At 64.3% G+C, this 16,155-nt stretch carries 15 protein-coding genes; 5 read left to right on the top strand and 10 right to left on the bottom strand.

What is annotated here, in order from left to right; translation table 11 throughout:
* Positions 1-77 precede the first annotated feature (77 nt).
* Entirely contained in the window at positions 78-3,350 is a 3,273-nt protein-coding gene (locus tag P7C00_RS16460) for a carboxyl transferase domain-containing protein (protein ID WP_404936869.1), read from the bottom strand.
* 49 nt (positions 3,351-3,399) lie between these two features.
* Positions 3,400-5,106: an AMP-binding protein gene (locus tag P7C00_RS16455; protein WP_404936868.1), complete on the bottom strand. Its 1,707-nt coding sequence runs from the start codon at positions 5,104-5,106 to the stop codon at positions 3,400-3,402.
* Positions 5,107-5,267: 161 nt separating this feature from the next.
* Here P7C00_RS16455 and P7C00_RS16450 point away from each other — a divergent pair, with 161 nt between their 5' ends.
* Positions 5,268-6,185, top strand: coding sequence for a LysR family transcriptional regulator (locus tag P7C00_RS16450; RefSeq protein WP_404936867.1), 918 nt, complete (start codon positions 5,268-5,270; stop codon positions 6,183-6,185).
* A gap of 130 nt (positions 6,186-6,315) precedes the next feature.
* Complete coding sequence (locus P7C00_RS16445; RefSeq protein WP_346633016.1) at positions 6,316-6,933, top strand: class I SAM-dependent methyltransferase; 618 nt, start codon at positions 6,316-6,318, stop codon at positions 6,931-6,933.
* 108 nt (positions 6,934-7,041) lie between these two features.
* On the opposite strand, the gene P7C00_RS16440 is transcribed toward P7C00_RS16445, so the two are convergent.
* The 5 genes from P7C00_RS16440 to P7C00_RS16420 form a co-directional block, all read right to left on the bottom strand.
* Positions 7,042-7,521, bottom strand: a complete 480-nt coding sequence (locus P7C00_RS16440; RefSeq protein WP_404936866.1) for a copper chaperone PCu(A)C — start codon at positions 7,519-7,521, stop codon at positions 7,042-7,044.
* Entirely contained in the window at positions 7,521-8,126 is a 606-nt protein-coding gene (locus P7C00_RS16435; protein ID WP_346633014.1) for an SCO family protein, read from the bottom strand. The genes P7C00_RS16440 and P7C00_RS16435 overlap by 1 nt, the downstream gene beginning before the upstream one ends.
* A gap of 226 nt (positions 8,127-8,352) precedes the next feature.
* A complete protein-coding gene (locus P7C00_RS16430; RefSeq protein ID WP_404936865.1) occupies positions 8,353-8,769 on the bottom strand; it encodes an NUDIX domain-containing protein in 417 nt (138 codons plus the stop codon).
* Between the two features lie 190 nt (positions 8,770-8,959).
* Positions 8,960-9,595 (bottom strand): LysE family translocator, encoded by a 636-nt coding sequence (locus P7C00_RS16425; RefSeq protein WP_404940009.1) that lies wholly within the window; start codon positions 9,593-9,595, stop codon positions 8,960-8,962.
* Positions 9,596-9,679: 84 nt separating this feature from the next.
* Positions 9,680-10,489 (bottom strand): helix-turn-helix domain-containing protein, encoded by an 810-nt coding sequence (locus P7C00_RS16420; protein ID WP_404936864.1) that lies wholly within the window; start codon positions 10,487-10,489, stop codon positions 9,680-9,682.
* Positions 10,490-10,887: 398 nt separating this feature from the next.
* Here P7C00_RS16420 and P7C00_RS16415 point away from each other — a divergent pair, with 398 nt between their 5' ends.
* Positions 10,888-11,391 (top strand): hypothetical protein, encoded by a 504-nt coding sequence (locus tag P7C00_RS16415; protein WP_404936863.1) that lies wholly within the window; start codon positions 10,888-10,890, stop codon positions 11,389-11,391.
* 84 nt (positions 11,392-11,475) lie between these two features.
* Here P7C00_RS16415 and P7C00_RS16410 read toward each other — a convergent pair whose 3' ends face one another.
* Together P7C00_RS16410 and P7C00_RS16405 are read right to left on the bottom strand one after the other, a co-directional pair.
* A complete protein-coding gene (locus P7C00_RS16410) occupies positions 11,476-12,075 on the bottom strand; it encodes a helix-turn-helix domain-containing protein (protein WP_404940007.1) in 600 nt (199 codons plus the stop codon).
* A 44-nt stretch (positions 12,076-12,119) separates the two neighbouring features.
* Entirely contained in the window at positions 12,120-12,281 is a 162-nt protein-coding gene (locus P7C00_RS16405) for a hypothetical protein (protein ID WP_185073897.1), read from the bottom strand.
* Between the two features lie 344 nt (positions 12,282-12,625).
* On the opposite strand from P7C00_RS16405, the gene praB reads away from it, so the two are divergent.
* Positions 12,626-13,117, top strand: a complete 492-nt coding sequence (praB, locus tag P7C00_RS16400) for an alkane oxidation protein activator PraB (protein WP_346633010.1) — start codon at positions 12,626-12,628, stop codon at positions 13,115-13,117.
* A gap of 197 nt (positions 13,118-13,314) precedes the next feature.
* Positions 13,315-14,262: an ABC transporter substrate-binding protein gene (locus tag P7C00_RS16395; protein WP_404936862.1), complete on the top strand. Its 948-nt coding sequence runs from the start codon at positions 13,315-13,317 to the stop codon at positions 14,260-14,262.
* A 90-nt stretch (positions 14,263-14,352) separates the two neighbouring features.
* Here the strand turns inward: P7C00_RS16395 and atzF are convergent, their stop codons facing one another.
* Complete coding sequence (gene atzF, locus P7C00_RS16390) at positions 14,353-16,131, bottom strand: allophanate hydrolase (protein WP_404936861.1); 1,779 nt, start codon at positions 16,129-16,131, stop codon at positions 14,353-14,355.
* Positions 16,132-16,155 lie beyond the last annotated feature (24 nt).

Here is a 16,155-nt window from a genome sequence, read left to right as displayed (position 1 = left end):
GTTGCTCTTGCGGGCGTCTTCGCTGGCAAGCCAGCTCCTACACAAGCCAGCTGCGGCACAGGCCGGCTGCAGGTGGGTTACCAGGTGTCGACGAAGCCTTGGGGGCGCTCGGTCCAGGGTGTCGGCCGAGGCGCTGCTTGAAGACCACGAAGCAGCCAGGAGCGGCTGTCCAGGGGGTCGATCACGGCGTCGATCTCCAGGTAGCTGGCCATGTTCAGGGCCTTGCCCTGGGCGTAGGCCTTGGCCACCAGTTTGTCGAACAGCGCCTGACGCTCCAGGGGCTCGGGCTGGGCCGCCAGTTCCTTGGCAAAGCCCAGGCGTACCGCACCCTCAAGGCCCATGGCACCGAACTCGGCGCTGGGCCAGGCCACGGTGAACATCGGGTTGTGGAAGCTGCCGGCCGCCATGGCCTGAGCTCCGAGGCCATAGCCCTTGCGCAGCACCAGGGTGAAGAACGGCACCGTCAGGCTGGCGGCGCTGACGAACATCCGCGACACATGGCGCACTGTGGCTTGCTGTTCCGATTCGGGCCCGACCATGAACCCCGGGGTGTCGCACAGGGACACCAGGGGCAGGCCGAAGGCTTCGCACAGGCGCATGAAGCGCGCGGCCTTGTCGCCGGCCGCGGCGTCGATGGCGCCCCCCAGCACCGCTGGGTTGTTGGCGATCAGGCCAAAGGCCCGGCCCTCGATCCGGATCAATGCGGTAATCAGCCCCGGAGCGAACTGGCGCCGCAACTCCAGCACGCTGCCACGATCGGCAAGGGTCTGGATCACCCGGCGAATGTCGTAGACCCGCAGGCGGTTTTCCGGGATCAGCTGGCGCAGTTCCCGCTGGTCCGCGCAGTGCCAATCCTTGAGCGGCCCCTGGAAGTAGCCCAGGTATTGCTTGGCCACCGCCACGGCTTCGGCCTCGTCCTTGACCAGAACATCGATCACGCCATTGGGGCCTTGTACCGATGCCGGGCCCACTTGCTCGGGAGTGAAACTGCCCAGGCCGCCGCCCTCGATCATCGCCGGGCCGGCCATGCCGATGCTGGCGTTGGCCGTGGCGATGATCAGGTTGCAGCAGCCCAGCAGCGCGGCGTTGCCGGCAAAACAGCGGCCTGAAGCGATGCCCACCGTCGGCACCCAGCCGGAGAGCCGGGCCATGGCGGCAAAGGTATGGCAGTCGAGCCCAGCGACCCCGACAAAATCGCTGTCGCCGGGGCGACCGCCGCCGCCTTCGGCAAACAGCACCACCGGCAGCCGCCACTCCTGGGCCAGGCTCAGCAGGCGGTCGGTTTTCTTGTGGTTCATCACCCCCTGAGTGCCAGCGAACACCGTGTAGTCGTAGGCCAGGGCCAGGCAACGGGCAGACGGGCCGTCAAACAGCTCGGCATTGACCGTGCCGATGCCGCCCACCAGGCCGTCGGCGGGGCTCAAGGCTTGCAGTTCCTCGAGGCTGCGCCGCCGGCGCTGAGCCGCCAGGGCCATGGCGCCGTATTCCATGAAACTGCCCGGGTCCAGCAGGTCGTCGAGGTTCTCCCGGGCGGTGCGCTGGCCAGTCTTGCGGCGCTTGGCCAGCGCTTCCGGACGCTGGGCGTCCTGCAACAGGGCGTGGCGTTGGCGGACTTCGGCCAGATCGGCGCGGATCAACTCCAGGTCAATCTGCTCTTCGCTGCACAGGCCGCTACCGGCGACTTCGGCCGGCTCCAGGAACAGCAGCGGCTGACCTTCGCTGACCGCGTCACCGACCTGGGTTGTCAGGGCCCGGACGATCCCGCTGCACTGGGTCTTGACCTCGAACTCCATCTTCATCGCTTCCAGCACCGCCACTCGCTGGCCGACCTGCAAGGTATCGCCCTCGGCCACTTCCAGGGTCACCACAACGCCGGTGCTCGGGGTCTCCAGGGCCAAGGTGCCCGGGGGCGCCTGTACGTTGGCGCGGATCTGCCCAGGGGCCAGCGGCTGTTGGGCAAAGAACAGCGACCGGTGCCCATCGGGGGCGACTTGGGCCAATGTGGCCCAGTGCTGCTCGACGAAGCCGGTGTTGACCTGATGCTCGGCCACCGCCGGATGGCGCAGCAGGTTCTGCAGTAGCCCGAGGTTGTTGGCCACGCCTTCCAGGCGGAACTCGCAGAGCCCGCGATAGGCCCGCCCCAGGGCGCTGGAATAGTCCGTGCCATGGGCGATGAGTTTGGCCAGCAGCGAGTCGTAGCTGGGGTTGACCGGGTACCCGGCATAGCCGTAGCCATCGACCCGCAACCCGGGACCGCTGGGGGGCTCATAGGCGCTCAAGGTTCCGGCCACCGGGCGGGTGCCGCCATCGGCCAGTTGTTCCTCCAGGTTGATCCGCACCTGCAGCGCAAAACCCTGGGGCGTCGGCGCTCGGGTCAGGCCCAGGCTGTCCAGGGACGCACCGGCGGCCAGGCGCAGTTGGGTGTGCAGCAGATCGATACCGGTCACCGCCTCGGTCACCGTGTGCTCCACCTGGATTCGCGGATTGGCCTCCATGAAGTAGAAGCGCCCCGGCCGCTGCTGATCGAGGAGGAATTCGAAGGTGCCAATGCCCTGGTAGTGCACCCGACTGGCCAGTTGCAAGGCGGCGTCGATCAGTTGTTGGCGCAGCTCGGCGGGCAGGTCCGGGCTGGGGGCGATCTCCACCAGCTTCTGATGGCGGCGCTGCAGGCTGCAATCGCGCTCCCACAGGTGGCTGACCGCGCCACTGCCGTCTCCCAACACCTGGATCTCGATGTGCCGAGCGCGTTGCAGCAACTGTTCGACATAGAGTGCGCCATTGCCGAACGCCGCCTGGGCTTCGGATTGGCAGCGGGCAAAGGCCTGTTCCAGTTGGCCGCTTTCGGTGACTGCGCGCATGCCCCGACCACCGCCTCCGGCCAGGGCCTTGAGCATCAGCGCGCCGTGTCGCGTAAAGAAGGCGGCCGCCTGTTCCAGGCTCACCTGATGGTTGATCCCGTCCAGCAGCGGCACCCCGCAGTCCTGGGCCAGGGCCCGAGCCGCGGCCTTGTCGCCGAACAGTTGCAGCACCTCGGGCGCCGGTCCAATGAAGGTCAGGCCGGCCTCCAGGCAGTCCCGGGCGAAGTCGGCGTTCTCGGCAAGAAAGCCGTAGCCGGGGTGAATCGCTGTACAGCCGTGCACCTGGGCCAGGCTGATCAACTGCTGCCGATCCAGGTAGGCGGCTACCCCGCGCCCTTTCAGGGGCAGGGCCAGATCGGCCCGGCGCAGGTGCAGGCTGGCAGCATCGTCCTCGGCGTACACCGCGACGCTGCGAATGCCCAGGTCGGCGCAGGCCCGGGCGATACGGATGGCAATCTCGCCGCGATTGGCGATCAACAGACTCTGAAACATGGCAATTCTCACAATGGCAAAGGGCGGCTCAGGCGTTTCACACAGTCGCTCAGAGCTGTTGTTCCAGCTCGTTTTTCTTGACCTTGCCGGTGGCGGTCATGGGCAGACTGCTCACCAGGCGGATCTCCGGCACCTTGTAGGCGGCCATCACCTGCTGGCACCACGCGGTCAGGGCCAGCGGGTCCTGGGGGGCGTCCGGCTTGAGCACCACAAAGGCCACCGGCTGCTGGCCGCGACGCTCATCGACACGGCCGATCACCGCGCTGGCCAGCACCTGGGGATGCTGGCCGAACAGCGCCTCCAGCTCGCTGGGAAACACGCTCATGCCATTGACCTTGAGCATCTCCTTGCGCCGTCCCAGGTAGCGGATAAAACCCTGTTCGGTGATTTGCCCCAGGTCGCCGGTGTGCAGCCCGCCGTCGCGCAGCACCGCTGCGGTTTCTTCCGGCCGTTGCCAGTAGCCCTGCAGCAGGGACGGGCTGCGCACGCAGAGTTCGCCTTCGCTGCCCAGGGGCAACAGGGCGCCGCTGACAAAGTCGCAGACCTTGAACTCGGTGCCCGGCACCGGCAGGCCGACAAAGGTCGGAGGGCTCTTGAGGTCGAAGTCGTCATGCTGCAGACCGGCGGTGAAGGTGTCGCAGGTGTGGGTTTCGGTCATGCCGAAGCTGAATTCGAACAGCGTGCAGCCGGTCAGTTGCCGCCAGCGCCGACGGTAGTCCGGGGTCAGCTTCTTGACGAAGGAGATGCAGCCACTGGCCCGCAGCGAGCCGAGGTCAAAGTCGGCAACGGCGGGGTGCTCCAGGACTTCGGCGGCGCTGTCCACCAGCAAGCCGCAATGGCTGACCCGGTAGTGTTCGATCGCCGCCATGAACGCCAGCGCGTCCCAGCGCGCCAGCAACACTAGGCGGCAACCGGCGTAGATGGGAAACAGCAGGCCGGCGTTTTCCCCGGCGATCCAGAACTCGGGAAGGAAATTCAACATCACGCTGCGCTGCTCCAGGCCCAGGGCCACGGGCACGTAACTGGCGCAGGTGTAGAGCATGTCGCCGTGGGTATGCACGCAGCCCTTGGGCAGGCCGGTGGTGCCGCCGGTGTAGTTCAGGGCGGCGATGTCCTCAAGGGCAGGGCGGTGCCCGGGCGTGGCGGCGCGACAGTTTTCCAGGGCAGGGTAGAAGTCCAGAACCCCGGCATCCAGGCGTTTGGGCGCCAGCAGCAGGTCCGGCACCGGAATGCTCGGAGTCGCCGGGCACAGCTCCGACAGGCTGGTGGCCAGGATCCGGGTCAGGGCGCACGTCGGCGCGACGGCGTGGACCACATCGAGCAATTGATCGAAGCACAGGATCACCCGTGCACCGCAGTCCTTGAGCTGGTATTCCAGCTCCAGCGTGCGGGCCAGGGGGCTGACCGGGGCGTAAACCGCGCCGCACTTGAGGATGCCCCAGAAGCCGATGTGCAATTGCGGGCAGTTGGGCATGTACACCGCCACCCGATCGCCAGGGCCGACCCCCAACTCGCCGAGCAGGGCGGCGCAACGATCGGAGAGCCGATCCAGCTCGCTGTAGCTCAGGCTGTGACCGTAGAAATCCACGGCCACGGCATCTCCTCGCAGCTGGGCCCAGGTCCGCAGGTACTGGGTGAGCGGTTGCCGGCCGTGGGGATATTGCGCAGTACGCGGTGCTCCCTCGGGCCAGGCGGCCTGCTGCAAGGCGTGAAGATGCTGCTGATAGGCCGCGAGATGCTGATCCGCAAGGTCCATGGTGCCTCCTGATTTTTGTTATGGGCGGGGCCATCTTAGGCAGCCCCCGCGGGGTCACAGAACCGACGGTTATTCATCGAGATTCATGAATGCGCTACATGGTTCGGTCCGCCATGGCGGACTGTTAGCCTGCACCGGGTCGAGACTGCGAGGACGCAACCATGAACTCACCGCATGAATGGTCGGGGCTCAGCCGCCTGGACTTGAACCTGTTCCGGGTCTTCGAGGTGGTGTACCAGGAGCGCAACCTGACCCGCGCCGCCTCGATTCTGCACCTGAGCCAATCGGCCATCAGCCACGCTCTGGCGCGCCTGCGGGCACAACTGGATGACCCGCTGTTCGTTCGCGAAGGCTACGGCGTGGCGCCTACGCCCCTGGCCAAGCAACTGGCGCCGGGCATCCAGGACGCCCTCAGCGGCCTGCGCCGCAGCCTCAACCCGAACCAGGCCTTCGACCCCCAGCGTGACCGCCGGCGCTTCACCCTGAACATGCCGGAACAACTGGAGCCGGTGATCCTGCCGTTGATCCTGGCGCACCTGAACCGCGTCGCTCCGCACCTGGAGGTGCGCAGCACCAGCGTGCATTGGGCCGACCTGAAGCTGGAGATGATTGCCGGACGCATCGACCTGGCGATCGAACTGTCACGCCTGACCGATGCGCAGTTGCAACAGCAATTGCTGCTGCAGGATTCCTTCTGTGTGATGGCCGGCCCCGGCTTCAGCGGCGAGCTGACGGTGGAACGCTACCTGGCGGCCGAACATGTGGCGGTGACCTCCCGGCGCCGAGGCATCTGCGTCGAAGACCTGGCCCTGGGGCACCTGGGGGTGGTGCGGCGGATCCGCCAGCACTGCCAGCATTTCCTCACCGCCGCGCAACTGGTGGCCCAGGGCGACTTCCTCCTGACCCTGACCCGCAACAATGCGCAACTGATCAATGCCGGCCTGAACAACCGCATTCTCGACATGCCCCTGACCCTGCCGCAGGTATGCCTGAACCTGTACTGGAGCAAGCAGGTGCAGAACGAATCGGCCAACCGCTGGTTGCGTGGGCAACTGCTGGAGCTGGCGGGGCGCACTTGAAGCGGTCTTTTATCAAGTGGACAACACCGGGGACAGCCGTTTCGCGGCCCGACGGTACCACCTACTTCGCCTTGCCCCCTGCTGCTGTGCTGTAATCCGCAGCCACCGAACAGCACAAGGAAGCCCGTGGATGCACGAATCCGCTCGTCACATCGTCGATCTGTACCAGCGTCATGCCCAGGCCTGGGACCGGGCGCGGCAGGCCAGCACCCAGGCCTTTCACAGTGAACAAGCCTGGTTCGAGCGCTTTCGCCAGGTCATGGGTTCGGGCCGACAGGTACTGGACCTGGGCTGCGGAGGTGGCGAGCCGGTAGCGCGCTATCTCATCGAGCAGCAATACGCGGTCACCGGCGTCGACAGCTCCGCCGCCTTGCTGGAGCAGTGCCGCCAGCGCTTTCCCCAGCAGCAATGGATCAACGCCGACATGCGCGGTCTGGCCCTGGACCAGGACTTTGCCGGCATCCTGGCCTGGAACAGCCTGTTCCACCTGAGCCCGGATGATCAGCGCGCCATGTTCGCCGTGTTCGAACGCCACGCCGGCCCGGGCTGCGCCCTGATGTTCACCAGCGGACCTGCGGCAGGAGAGGCCATCGGCGAGTTCGAAGGCGAGGCCCTGTACCACGCCAGCCTGGACCCGGGGGAATATTGCACCTTGCTCGACACCCATGGTTTCGAGGTGGTGCAGCAGGTCAGTGAAGACCCGGAGTGTTGTGGGCTGACGGTGTGGTTGGCGCGGGGGATTTATTGAGGTTCCGGCGGCCCCGTCTCTTGGCAAGGCACAGGGCAAAAAAAGCCGGTTTCCGTTGAATAGAAACCGGCTGTATCAGGTCTTGGGAGCGCTTTCGCTCACCGTACTTTAGTGCTTCATCATGCTGTGATCCGGCGCATTCAGCGCTCGGGCTTGGGCTTCGACCTTGATGGTTTCCTTCTCGCCCTTGGCGTTTTCCACTGTCAGGGTCAGGGGCACTTTGTCGCCGGCCTTGATCTGGCCGGTGAGCTCCATGAGCATCACGTGATAGCCGTGGGTGTCCAGGCTGACTTTCTGCCCGGCCGGCAGAGCCACGGCGTCCACTTGCTGCATGCTCATCACGTCGTTGTGCATGCTCGACTGGTGGATCTGCACGTTCTTGGCCACGGGCGATTGCACTTCAACCAGCTTGCTGTCGCTGCTGGCGGTGAGGTCCATGAAGGCGCCGCTGGCGTGCTGGCCAGGAACCGTGGCGCGGACCCAGGCATTGTCCACCTGGGTCGCGGCGCCGGCGGTGCCGGCCAGGCCCAGCAGGGAGAGCATCAGCAGGGCGGATTTAATCCGGGATGGGCGACGTTGCGAGTTCATTAGCAGACCTCCATGACGGTGAGCAGATCTTCCGCGCACTCTTGGGCGTTGAGGGACTGGGACAGACCCAGGCGCAAGGTGCCCCGGGAGTCGTAGACGAAACTGGTGGCGGTGTGGGACAGGGTGTAGGTCGAACCGCTGGGGATCTTCTCGTAGAACACGCCGAATTCCTTGGCGGTGGCCGCGGTTTCTTCCAGGGTGCCGTAGAGCGCCTCGAAGCTCGGGTCGAAGGCCTTGACGTAGGCGTCCAGCACCTCGGGCGTGTCGCGCTCGGGGTCCAGGGTGATGAACACCACTTTCAGGCGTTCGCCGTCACGGCCCATGAGCTTCTTGGCCTGGGCGGCGCGGGCCAGGGTAGTGGGGCAGATCGCCGGGCACTGGGTGAAGCCGAAGAAGATCATCGGCATCAGGCCACGGTAGCTGGACAGCGACTTGGTTTCGCCCTGGGAGTCGGTGAGTTTGAAGGTGCGGCCAAGAATCTGATTGCTCAGGTCCTTGCCATATTTGAAGGACAGTCGGGGACTGTTGTCGCAACCGGCGAGCAGGCCCAGGCCGAGCACCCCGGCGCTGGTAAGCAGGGTGCGGCGAGTCAGCAAAACACTCATGAAATAACGCCCTTTGAACAGCCAGACAGGCAAAAACCCGCGCATGGTAACAAACAGACGAAAGCGGCGGCGGGCTAATTAGACCAATGCCTGCGGCCATCGGTCGCAGCCTGGGCTGAGGATTGTGCCGACTCAAGGGCAATGTCGATCGTGGTCGGGAGGCGCGCAGCGCTGTTGCCGCCAGGCCCTGGACGAGCAGCCTCAGGGCCTTGGGCGATATGCGCGTTCAATCTTCCAGCGCCGCGATCTGCACCAGCGCCCGCACGGCGACGCGGGTGGCCAGGGTCAGGGGCTTGGGCAGCCGGTCCAGCTCGAACCAAGCGATATCGCTGTGCTTGTGCGGCTCGTTGTTACGCGGCTCCATGGCCGGGGCCGAGGCCAGGTACACCGGGGAAACCCAATGCTCCTGCCGTTCGGGGTCGATCTGGTCCGCCACGCATAACAGGCTGACGCCTTGCAGGGTCAGTCCGAGCTCTTCGAGGATTTCACGGCGCATGGCCTGCTCCGCCGGTTCCAGCCAGTCGACCTTGCCACCGGGCAATCCCCAGCAACCGGCTTCGGGGTCCCGCAGGCGCTTGACCAGAAGTAACTGGCCGTCGCGGACGATGGCGGCGCCGCATCCCAGGCGGGGCTGTTGAGACATGGCGGTGCTCCTGTGCGTTGGGGGAGGGGCAAGGCCCGTGGTCCTGCCCGGCAGTTGCTGTGCGGTTCGCACACTATCGACTGTCGAGGATGACAACCGCGTGTTGCATTGTTGTTTATTTGTAACTTTCAAGGCGAAGGGCTCTAAGCCGCTTCAGTCCCCGGCCTGGAACCCGACTGCAGTGCTCGACTCAGTGGCGAAAAAGAGTGGCCGCGATCACTGCCAGTGCCAGGAAGATCAGGATCACCCCGGTGATTCGTTCCAGCCAGGGCAGGGCCCGAGAGAAGCGTTCCCGCACCCGGCCATTGCCAATGGCCAGTGCCACCAACAGATCCCACAACAGCACTACGCTGAACATCCACAGGCCATAGACCAGTTTCCAGCCGGTGCTGGTCTGGGTACCCACCAGGGAGGCCAGGCTGACATAGAACAGAGCGTTCTTCGGGTTGAGCAGACCCGAGAGCAGGCCCATGCCCAGGCCTCGCCACCAGGTGGCCCGGGGCAGCGCCCGGGTGTCGCCCTGGGCATCCACCGCTGCCAGGGAGCTGGCGCCGGCATGACGGATGAACAGCCAGCCCAGGTAAAGCAGGTAGCCACAACCGGCCAGCTGGATCACCAGGAACAACCCGCCGTCGGGACGCAATACCGAGACCCCGCCAAAGGCCAGGACAATGAACAGGCCGTTGGCCAGGGCGATGCCCAGGCAGGCACCGGTGGCCGCTTTCCAACCGGTGGCCATGGACAGGCGCGCCACCAGGAAAAAGTCCGGCCCTGGGGAGAGCAGGGCGAGAAAATGCGCAGCGGCGACCAGCAGGAACTGTTGCAACATGGAGGCAGACTTCCAGAGACGTGAGGGGCTGGAAGTGTGCTGGGCGTGGGGACCGGGGTATTGAAGAAAATTGCGCGGTCTTCAGCGCTTGTACAAACCCGGTGTGACACCGACATGGGCCTTGAACACGCGCTGGAAATGCGCCTGGTCGGCAAAGCCCAGGCGCTGGGCCAGGGCCGCTGGGGGCTCGCCGGCCTGCAGTGAGGTCCGGGCCTGGATGATGCGCTGGTTCAGTTGGTAGGCGTGGGGTGTCATCCCGGTGGCGGCGCGAAAGGCCCGGATCAGCTGGTAGCGGCTGATGCCGGCCAGCGTCGCCAAGCGCTCCAGAGGGTGAGCCTGTTGCGCCTCCTGTTGCAGAAATTGCATGACCCGTCGCACCCCGACGCTGGCCCGTGCCGGGTCGGCGGCGTGGGCAATCACCGGCTGCCCCTGGAGTGGAAAATCGCCAATGAACTCGATCAGCGCAGCTTCCTTGTCTTGCCAGCTGGCAGCGCAGAACAGCAGGTCGTTGAGGCGGCAAAAACGCTGGTACAGCTGCTCATCGTGGCTCAATAGCACTTGGCCAAGCGCCGTTACCGGCTGCTGCTGCGCTTCCAGGCGCACGCCTTCGACCCAGCGCGGGTCCAGGTGCAGCATCTGGTAGCTCCAGGCAGTGTCGGGCTGGGGATTGCAGGCATGAGCGCAATGGGCCGGGACGATTACCACGCTGCCGGCCTTTATCAGGGTTGGCCCCTCGGCACCGCCGCTGAACAGGCTGACACCCCGGTCCACGGCGCCGATGGACACTGTCGGGTGGCTGTGGGCCCTGTAGTTGGCGCGGCTGTCACAGGCTCGACGGCTTTCTACGTAGGGCAGGTTCGGGTCGCGCCAGAATTGCGCTGAAGGCGTCATGGTGCAGGTCTGCGGTAAGGGGAGCGGGCGGGTAGGCTAACAGGGTGGATTGCAAGGGTGCCAGTTAGCGCTGAAGGAGGGTTCACCGGCATGCCGGGGTCTACGCAAGTAGAGCGTTGAAAAAAACCGTGGCTGGGTTAGACCGTTTATTTCTCTGGGTTATGTAGATAGCTGTTTTTCACATATCCAAAGCAGGCGCAATGACGCTGCAAAACCATTTCCATCCGCTATGGAAGACAGGTCGATGCAACAGTGGAAGTTCTCGGCTGCGCCACGCTGAAAAGCGGGTCGCGACAGCCGTTGCCGCTGCTGGACCGGCCTCTTGCCGACCCTGCGGCGTTCCATAGAATCCGCTCCATTCGCTTCATCCAACTATCGATACTTCAGGGAACAAGATCATGATGAACGCCATGCAGATGCCAATGAACACCGCCATGCCGATGATGCCGATGATGGGCATGCCGATGATGATGGCGACCATGAGCTGCGAGATGCTTGAAGACGGCATGCAGTGCAAGATGATGCCGGCCGCGGGCATGGACATGGCCATGTTCAAGAACAGCGCCGAAATGCTGCAGATGATGATGAACTGTGGCATGCCGATGATGATGCACTGCGCCAACATGAGCATGCTGTGCATGTCCCAGACGACCATGGCCATGCCGATGATGAACATGATGATGCCCATGCCGATGATGGGCATGCCGATGCCCTCGATGAAGTGCGTGATGGAATGCACCCCGATGGCTGACGGCATGCTGTGCAAGCTGATGCCCATGGCCGGCATGAACATGGACATGATGAAGAACTGCTGCGCCCTGATGATGAAGATGATGAACGATTGCAGCATGCCGATGATGATGAGCTGCAATGGCATGCCGATGATGTGCTGCACCTGTTAAGCCAGCAGCGGTTGCATGCAAAAGCCCGGCGGGGATGACTCCCTCGCCGGGCTTTTTATTGCGTGGGCTTATTGCGTGGGCTGATCAGTCCAGGCACTCGGGATGGGTCACCACCAGATAGGCCACGGCCTCGCTGTCCGCCGGGTTGCGATAACGATGGGGCTGGTCGGCGTAGAACAGGATCGAATCCCCAGGAGACAGTAGATAGCGCTCCTCGTTGACGCTGATTTCCAGCACGCCCTGGGCCACCACCAGATTTTCCTGAACCCCCGGGCCGTGGCCTTCGCAGCGGTCTTCACCCAGGGGCGCGATGCGCAATTCGTAGAATTCCGATTGGCGCGCCACATCGAAGGGAAACAGCGCACGGCTGACGAAGGCGCCATTGGCGCTGACCAGGCGTTTGCTCTGGCTCGCCGTCAGCAGCGCGACCCCTTCGAAGGCCCGATGCTCGAGAAAGGCCGCCACTGAAACTTTCAGGCCCTTGGCGATTTTGCACAGCACCTTGATCGACGGCACGCTGCGCCCGGACTCGATCTGCGCCAGCATCGCCCGGCTCACGCCGCACTGGCGGGCCAGGGCATCCAGGGACAGATGGCGCTTGCCACGCAGGCGCAGCAGGTTCTGCGCGACTCGCTGGCTGATGGGGTCTTCGTCCTGGGCATGCAGGGGCGCAAGGTCCAGCAGCGGCGGGGCATCGCTGGCCAGAAAGCGCGAGGGGTCTTGAGCGTTCACCCGTGGCGGGTCTCATTGCCGTGCTGGGCCTGAACCCATTGCATGGCCTGGCAGGCGGCATTGCGCGCATAGATTTCCCACATCAGCCGTGCCCGTTGCTGAGCCTGTTTGCGTTTGCGGTAGCTGGCCAGGTCGATGAGGTTGTCAGTCGGCTGCATGGTGGGCACTCACTGTGATGACGAGGAGTCGGTGGAGCTGAGAGTACGTGGATATTCATATAGCCATAAATAATCAATATTCATTTATTAATTCTTTTCGGGTCTATATCAGTCGTAGCGACTCTTGCGCCGAAACCCGAGCAACGGCGAAATTAAAAAATATTTTTGAATGTATATTTTGAATTCGCTCGAAGTGTGATGCTATCGCGTACCTCCTGGCTGCCCCTGCGCAGCGGTAATAGCTCTGAAATTTGGCTGGAAAGGGATGTCCTGCCGTTTCTCGTGACTTCTCGATCACGGCCATTACCCGGCGATATCCATCGCCCTATCTGCGAGGAATAACAATGAAAAACCTGAATGGTCTGTTTGTTGCCAGTACGCTGATACTGGCTTGCACAGTCGCCTCTCCCGCGCTGGCCGACCCGCACTTCACCCCTGTGGTGTATTTCCAGGGGCATGGCACCATCCGTTTGCAAACCCCCGCCACGCTCCAGCAGACGATCGTCTGCAACATCAGCATCGACGGCTCGGTCAATCCGGTGTACAGCGCCAAAATCACTTCGGCCAGGTTCGCGGGCAGCTCGCCCTTTTGCTCGTTGCTGGTAGCCAAGAGCCTTTCCTGGCCGATGTACATGGATAGCCAGCTCAGCGGCGGCATTTCGGAGATGGGGCTGGCCCTGACCGGAACCTCCTCGAACTGCGGGATCAATACCATCCGTATCCAATGGAACAATGCCACCTCCAGTTTGAACGCCTCCAACCAGTCGCTGGGCGGCTATTGCAAGCTCATCTCCCTGGATGTGGTGATTTCACCGCAGTTGATGGTGGTGTATTGATCCCCGGTCGCGGCTAACCCGGTTGCACCTGCCCTGAGGCCTTCGGTCCCGGGGCTCTGGACGCCAGCTGCGGTCCGCTGCTGGCCAGGACGCGCTCAAGGCTCTCTTAGCTTATGCAAAAAGAGAATTTCAGGACGGTCTGCCAAGACCGTTATGGTCTATGCGAATCCCTGATCCCAGTCCAAGGAACCGCCCCCATGAACCTCTCACGACGCCTGCGCGAATTGCTCGCCAGCGCCTTGCTCCTCACTCCTCTGGCCCAGGCCGCCGAACCTCTGGTGCTGAATATCGGCGATCAGAACTACTACAACATTCGCGCCTCGGTGGAGGCCTCCGGGGTACTGCAAGGTGCACCCTACAAGGTCGAGTGGAGGCACTTCCAGGCAGCGGCACCGCTGGCCGAGGCCCTGAATACCGGCGCGCTGGACCTGGGTTTTCTCGGTGACTCGGGTTTTCTGTTTCTGGCGGCCAAGCAGGCGCCAGTGAAGCTGATCGGTGTTTCCCGACAGAATCCGGACACCATTGCGCTGTTGGTGCCCAAGGATTCACCGGTAAAAAGCATCGCCGACCTCAAGGGCAAGAAAGTCGCCTATTGGCCCGGCGCCTGGAGCCAGCAACTGACCCTGCGCGCCCTGGAGCAGGCCGGCCTGCCGGAAAACCATGTGAACTTCGTCAAGCTGATGCCCATCGATGCTGCAGCGGCCTTTCCCCAGGGCGGTATCGGTGCGTTCCCGGTGTGGGAACCCTACATTTCCCAGCAGATTGTGTTCTCCGGTGCGCGTCCGATCCTCACCGCCCGCAACCTGATGCCCGGTCTCAGTGCCGTGGCGGCGTCCACCGCGGCCGTGGACAGCAAGCACGCGGCCATTGCCGACTTTCTCGTGCGCCTGAAAAAGGCCCGGCAGTGGGTCGACACCCACACCGACGAGTACGCCGATCTGTGGGCGAAGAAAGCCAACCTCGACCAGAGCGTATCCCGCCACTGGTTGCGCCAGGCCCACCTGACCCTGGGCCCGGTGGACCCGCAGGCAGCCTCGGACCTGCAAAGCACCGCGGACTTCCTGTTCAAGGTCAAGGCCTTGCCGGCGCCTTTGGCCACCGCGCCGCTGATTGATCATTCGTTCCAGCAAGCCCTGGCGGATTGATTCCTCGATTTCTACCGGCGCTGGCTGCCAGCCAAAGTGCCTGCGGGACCGGCGCAAGGCTCAAGGGCTGCTTCGCCGGCAAACCAGCTCTTACGGGTGTTGTTTGAGGTAAGCGCGCCAGCCCCCCAGGTGGCTGATATCGACGGCGCCCTCCAGGCCACAGGGCTCGCAGATAAAGCCGGTCTCCCAGCGGCCGTCAGCCAGTTGCACCTTGCCCAGTCCCAGGGGCGCGGGGATGCCGTTGAGCAAGGAGCCCAGTTCGCTGCTGGGCAATTCCCAGACTTCCACGGCAATCGCTACACCGCCTTCCTTGACCCGGACCATGCCCGGGCGCCGGACGGGACCGCCCGCCAGGGCGTGCAGGCGATAGTCCGGGGAGCTGTGGATGGCTTCGATCAGCCGGGCACCGCGCCGGGTCAGTTGGCTATTGAGGGGCAGGTCTTCCAGGTGTGCGCCGCACACCACCAGTTGCACCCGGTCATGGCGCGCCGGGGTGGACGGGGCAGGGGCCGGTAAGCCTTGCCGGCGCTGCATCGCGTCAGCCAGGCTCAGCAGGTACTGATCGGTAAAGGCCCGGCCAAACAGGGTCACGCCCCAAGGCAGGCCGTTGTTCATGAAACCACTGGGCACTGCGACGGCGGCGTAGTCCAGCAGGTTCATGAAGTTGCTGTAGTAACCCAGTTCAGCGTTGCGCAGCAGCGGCTCGGCCGCCAGTTCGGCCAGGGTCACCGGGCGGCCGAGGGTGGGCGTGAGCACACAATCGAGACCGGCCAGGAGTGGGTCGCACCGGGCCTTCAAGGCTTGCAAGCGGTACTGGGCATTGAAGGTCTGCACGCCGTCCACCTTCGGGGCCTTGGCCAGTACCTGGTGAATCACCGGCAGCACGGCATCGGGTTGCTGCTGCATCAGTGTGCCGGCGACGCTGTAGCGTTCGGCAACCCAGGGGCCGTCGTAGAGCAGGCGCGCAGCCTCCAGAAAGGGCGACAGATCCAGCTCCTGCGCTTCGCCGCCCAGGGCCTTGAGTTGTTCAATGGCGTCGTTGAACAACTGCGGGCCTTCACTGCAGCCGAAGAACTCCAGGTCCTGGGCCCGAGGCACGCCAAAGCGAAAAGGCCGTGGCGCGCCAAAGGCTGAGGCGTCATTCCACTGAGGGTTGCGGCGGCTGTAGCAATCGCCGGGATCGAGGCGGGCGCACAGGGCCAGCAGCTGGCTGGCTTCCCGCGCTGTGGCGGTGAAGGTGGAGACGCAATCCAGGGTGCGGCAGGCCGGTACCACACCTGCGGTGGACAACAGCCCCTTGCTGGGCTTGAGCCCCAGTAGATTGTTGAGCGCCGCCGGTATCCGGCCGGAGCCGGCGGTGTCGGTGCCCAGGGCGAAGCTGCAGACGCCCAGGGCCACCGCCAGGGACGAACCGGCGCTGGAGCCGCCGCTGGGATACTCGCCCAGCACGCTATTGGGGCAGGCGCCATAAGGCGAGCGGCTGCCATTGAGCCCGGTGGCGAACTGGTCGAGGTTGGTCTTGCCCAGGGGGATCGCCCCCAGGTCCAGCAGTTGCTGGACGATGGTGGCCGAACGCTGCGCGACATAGGCGAAGGCCGGGCAGGCGGCCGTGGTGGCAATACCGGCCAGGTCAATGTTGTCCTTGATGGCAAAGGGCACGCCATACAGGGGCAGGCTGTCGAGGTCGCGTTGCTCCAGAGCGGCCAGGTAGGGCTCGAGTTCCGCGTTGCTGAGCAGGTGGATGAACAGGTGATAGTCGGGGTTCAACGCTGCGGCCTTGTCCCGCAGGTGCGTCAGCAGTTTGCGAGGGGTGGTGCGACCGTCACGGTAGGCGGCGCGCAGGGCATCGAGTTGCAGATTCACAGTCATGGTCAGGGTCCATCGAATAAGGGG

This window comes from Pseudomonas sp. JDS08PS003 (genome assembly GCF_045013505.1).
Lineage (GTDB): Bacteria > Pseudomonadota > Gammaproteobacteria > Pseudomonadales > Pseudomonadaceae > Aquipseudomonas > Aquipseudomonas protegens_B.
This window is presented reverse-complemented; position numbering and strand designations above follow the sequence as displayed.